This window comes from Clostridioides sp. ZZV15-6598, from assembly GCF_020657705.1.
In the GTDB taxonomy this organism is placed as follows: Bacteria; Bacillota; Clostridia; order Peptostreptococcales; family Peptostreptococcaceae; genus Clostridioides; species Clostridioides difficile_F.
Genome location: NZ_JAGWCS010000225.1, coordinates 1 through 3,463 on the forward strand (window position 1 = coordinate 1; position 3,463 = coordinate 3,463).

General features: G+C 26.1%; 7 protein-coding genes. 5 read left to right on the top strand and 2 right to left on the bottom strand.

Features of this window, described 5'->3' with window-relative positions; genetic code table 11:
- Positions 1-9: 9 nt before the first annotated feature.
- From KGF50_RS20830 to KGF50_RS20840, 3 genes are all read left to right on the top strand, one after another.
- Positions 10-114 (top strand): phage holin family protein, encoded by a 105-nt coding sequence (locus tag KGF50_RS20830; RefSeq protein ID WP_227847826.1) that lies wholly within the window; start codon positions 10-12, stop codon positions 112-114.
- Entirely contained in the window at positions 114-926 is an 813-nt protein-coding gene (locus KGF50_RS20835; protein WP_227849829.1) for an N-acetylmuramoyl-L-alanine amidase, read from the top strand. Before KGF50_RS20830 ends, KGF50_RS20835 begins: the two co-directional genes overlap by 1 nt.
- Before the next feature lie 142 nt (positions 927-1,068).
- Entirely contained in the window at positions 1,069-1,953 is an 885-nt protein-coding gene (locus KGF50_RS20840; protein WP_227849830.1) for a hypothetical protein, read from the top strand.
- A 165-nt stretch (positions 1,954-2,118) separates the two neighbouring features.
- On the opposite strand, the gene KGF50_RS20845 is transcribed toward KGF50_RS20840, so the two are convergent.
- Complete coding sequence (locus KGF50_RS20845) at positions 2,119-2,319, bottom strand: hypothetical protein (RefSeq protein ID WP_227849831.1); 201 nt, start codon at positions 2,317-2,319, stop codon at positions 2,119-2,121.
- A 181-nt stretch (positions 2,320-2,500) separates the two neighbouring features.
- Between KGF50_RS20845 and KGF50_RS20850 the strand changes: the two genes are divergently transcribed.
- Both KGF50_RS20850 and KGF50_RS20855 read left to right on the top strand, forming a co-directional pair.
- On the top strand, positions 2,501-2,707 hold the full coding sequence (locus tag KGF50_RS20850; protein WP_227483473.1) for a helix-turn-helix domain-containing protein: 207 nt from the start codon (positions 2,501-2,503) through the stop codon (positions 2,705-2,707).
- A 114-nt stretch (positions 2,708-2,821) separates the two neighbouring features.
- The gene (locus KGF50_RS20855) at positions 2,822-2,998 is read left to right on the top strand and encodes a hypothetical protein (RefSeq protein ID WP_170337233.1); all 177 of its coding nucleotides are present in this window, start codon (positions 2,822-2,824) and stop codon (positions 2,996-2,998) included.
- Positions 2,999-3,216: 218 nt separating this feature from the next.
- Here the strand turns inward: KGF50_RS20855 and KGF50_RS20860 are convergent, their stop codons facing one another.
- Positions 3,217-3,393: a hypothetical protein gene (locus KGF50_RS20860; RefSeq protein ID WP_227849832.1), complete on the bottom strand. Its 177-nt coding sequence runs from the start codon at positions 3,391-3,393 to the stop codon at positions 3,217-3,219.
- Between the last annotated feature and the right edge of the window lie 70 nt (positions 3,394-3,463).

Sequence of the window (3,463 nt, forward strand, 5' to 3'; positions counted from 1 at the left end):
TCAGTATGGATGCTAGGATTAAATGCTGATGCAGTCTTACAAGGAGTGATTTGTTGGGGTATATCAATAGGTATAAACCAAACTTACAAACAACTAAAGGAGGAAAATAAATAATGAAAATATGTATTACAGTAGGACACAGTATTTTAAAAAATGGAGCATGCACTTCTGCTGATGGAGTAGTTAACGAGTATCAATACAATAAATCTCTTGCACCAGTATTAGTAGGTATATTTAGAAAAGAAGGGCATAAGGTAGATGTAATAATATGCCCCGAAAAGCAGTTTAAAACTAAGAATGAAGAAAAGTCTTATAAAATACCAAAGGTTAATAGTGGAGGCTATGACTTACTCATAGAACTACATTTAAATGCAAGTGATGGGCAAGGAAAAGGCTCAGAGGTGCTATATTACAGTAATAAAGGTCTAGAGTATGCAACTAGAATTTGCAATAAACTAGGAACAGTATTCAAAAATAGAGGTGCTAAATTAGATAGAGGATTATATATTTTAAATAGTTCCAAACCTACAGCAATATTAATAGAAAGTTTCTTTTGTGATAATAAAGATGATTATGAGAAGGCTAAGAAACTTGGATATGAAGGTATGGCTAAGTTAATTACTGAGGGTGTATTGAATAAAAGTATAAGTAACGAGGGAGTTAAACAGATGTATAAACATACAATAGTTTATGATGGAGAGATTGATAAAGTACTTGCAACTGTGCTTGGTTGGGGATACAATGATGGAAAAATATTAATATGTGATATAAAAGATTATGTACCAGGTAAGACAGAAAATTTATATGTTGTGGGCGGAGGAGCATGTAATAAGATAGGGGCTATAACTAAAGAAAATTATACTATGATAAAGGGCAATGATAGGTTTGACACACTTTACAAAGCGTTAGATTTTATTAATAGATAGATTTAGATGATATTGCTATGTTGTTTTTTATGCCCTATAATAGAATTGATATAATAAAATAAAGACATGGTAAGAAGTGTATAAATATTAACAAGTTTTATGTGTAAAAAAATATGAATATTTAATTATTAAGGAGTATTTTATGGCTAAATATATATACTTAGACCAAAATAAATGGATTGAATTAGCTAGATACCATACCAATAGAGAAAAAAATATAGAATTAAAAAAAATATATGATTTAGTGAATGAGAAAAGTAAATCTGGAGAGTGGATATTCCCCTTATCAATTATTCATTATGATGAGACGATAACTAGAAAACAAAAATCTCAGAGATATAGTTTGGCCAAATATATGGGTGAGATATCTAGAAATTGGACTATAGAACCTTATGGAATAAATAAATTTGAAGAACTTAAGAAGTGTGTAATTAATAGCTATAATTATACACCAATTAAACGCAATCCATTAAATATATTTGGCAAAAGTTTTGATTTTAAAAATTTAAATGAAGATAAAATTCTTAATGAAAATAATTTTTTTCTTTCTTTAATGAAAGAAGATGAAGAATGGGATATTGATGAATTAATAGAAAATAATTTTTGTTATAGAGATGCATTTGAAGCATTGAGAAAAGAAGATGCTCAAAATCCTATTCCCGAAAAACATAAGTTTGGTGTATTATTTACGCAATGTTTTGATGAAGAGTACAAAGAGATTTTAGATAAATTAAATGTTACAGAGAAACAAAAAGAAAATTTAAGTTATGATATGTATATCAAACAAAAACCAGATTCTTTTTATGTAAATATGTTTTTAATTTATCATAGTAAATTAAAAAATAAATATAGAAAAAATGATATTAATGACTATAAAGATATTGCAAGTATTTCTCAAGCTTTGCCATATTGCGATGCACTTATAACAGAGAAATACTGGAGTTCGTTGATTACAGAGCATAAATTAGACGAAAAATACAATATTTTGGTAAGTAAAAATTTAAATGACTTAAAAAAACTATTATAATGAATAAAAAGAGTTCTTATTTTTTTGAAATTCATTAATGAAACTTATCAAGAACATTACTCAACACATCTTAAAATTGATTTAAATAGCTCTTTTTAACAACATAAATTATATGATATAATAAAAAAATAGAAGTGTATTCGCAGTACACTTCTATAGTTGCAATTAAGCATTCTCATGTTGGGGAGTGCTTTTTTCATTTTTCCAAACAACATTATTTACTTCATCAATAATTATCAAATCTATCTCATTATCTTTCAAAATCTCTGTTGCAGTACAAATGAGATTATCTAAGTCAAAACTTCGAGTTATCTCTAATTGCTTGTTATTTACAATTCTTTTAAGTATATAAGTCTTAAAACACATTTATATCACCCCTTTAATTTTATTGTTAGAATTATTTCTATTAAATCAGAAATAATTTCCAACTTATTATAAATATAATGTGTCTTAAAGTGTATGTCAATATAAAATTCTAATAAAATAGAAATTTATTTTGACATTGTAGAAATATTGATGTTATCATTTACTCAAGAGAGGTGATAAGATGGTTTCATATAAACCTTTATGGAGAATGATGTTTGATAAAAATATTAAAAAAATGGAATTTAAAGAAAGAGCGAATATAAGTAATGGAACTCTTTCAAAATTAAGTAAGAATGAATATGTTGCATTAGCAGTGATTGAAAAAATATGTTTAGCTTTTGAATGTACTCCAAACGATATTATAGAAATAAAAAAAGACATAGAATAGATATTTGATAATTGTAAAATTATGTTATAATTAAATGGCAAGTTTATCTTGTGGAACTACAATCTAAGGGCGAAAGTTTTCAGAAATCACCTTCATATGAAAGGGGGTGAGTATATGAAAACACTTATGTTTATACTTGTTATAGCGTATTACATTACTATTGTAATAAAATCTATTACAACAATAGTAAAGTCTATAACAAGGTTATTAGATTCTATAAGTAGATTAAAAGAATCTTTACATAAACTAAGAAATCGTCCTGACTGCAATCAAGACGATTTCAATGAATAAATCATTACTTAAATTATTTTGAATTTGAAACTTCGCTCTAGAGCAATAGATTGTAGTTTCTTTTTTTGTTTTTGATACGAATTTACATCTTTATTATAACGCATTTTAACAAAAAATAAAACTGTGAATACTAGAAATATATTTTAATTGTTTTTTTATTAGCAACTTATTAAATGTAGATAAAACTAAAAAGGGTTACTCTAGAAAATAATGTCTATCTAATTATACTTACTTACCAATACCATCACTTGGTGCAAACAAGATTCTACCACATTTTCTCCGTACTCTAGTATAAAATCATCTAACTGTGTATCTATAAAATCACAATAATCATATGAACTACCAATATATGCAGTCAACATGTGTGTACATCTATCTATTTTATCTCTAAACATATATATTATTATCCCCCTAAAAAACTTTCATAAAAACAAAAAGAAAAATATCTTTTTGGCAACTGGCTGA

What these genes read in the sequence shown, in the direction of transcription:
- KGF50_RS20855 (WP_170337233.1), top strand. Translation starts at nt 2,822, where the DNA reads ATGAAAACACTTATGTTTATACTTGTTATAGCGTATTACATTACTATT.
- KGF50_RS20830 (WP_227847826.1), top strand. Translation starts at nt 10, where the DNA reads ATGCTAGGATTAAATGCTGATGCAGTCTTACAAGGAGTGATTTGTTGG.
- KGF50_RS20835 (WP_227849829.1), top strand. Translation starts at nt 114, where the DNA reads ATGAAAATATGTATTACAGTAGGACACAGTATTTTAAAAAATGGAGCA.
- KGF50_RS20845 (WP_227849831.1), bottom strand. Translation starts at nt 2,319, where the DNA reads ATGTGTTTTAAGACTTATATACTTAAAAGAATTGTAAATAACAAGCAA.
- KGF50_RS20840 (WP_227849830.1), top strand. Translation starts at nt 1,069, where the DNA reads ATGGCTAAATATATATACTTAGACCAAAATAAATGGATTGAATTAGCT.
- KGF50_RS20860 (WP_227849832.1), bottom strand. Translation starts at nt 3,393, where the DNA reads ATGTTTAGAGATAAAATAGATAGATGTACACACATGTTGACTGCATAT.
- KGF50_RS20850 (WP_227483473.1), top strand. Translation starts at nt 2,501, where the DNA reads ATGGTTTCATATAAACCTTTATGGAGAATGATGTTTGATAAAAATATT.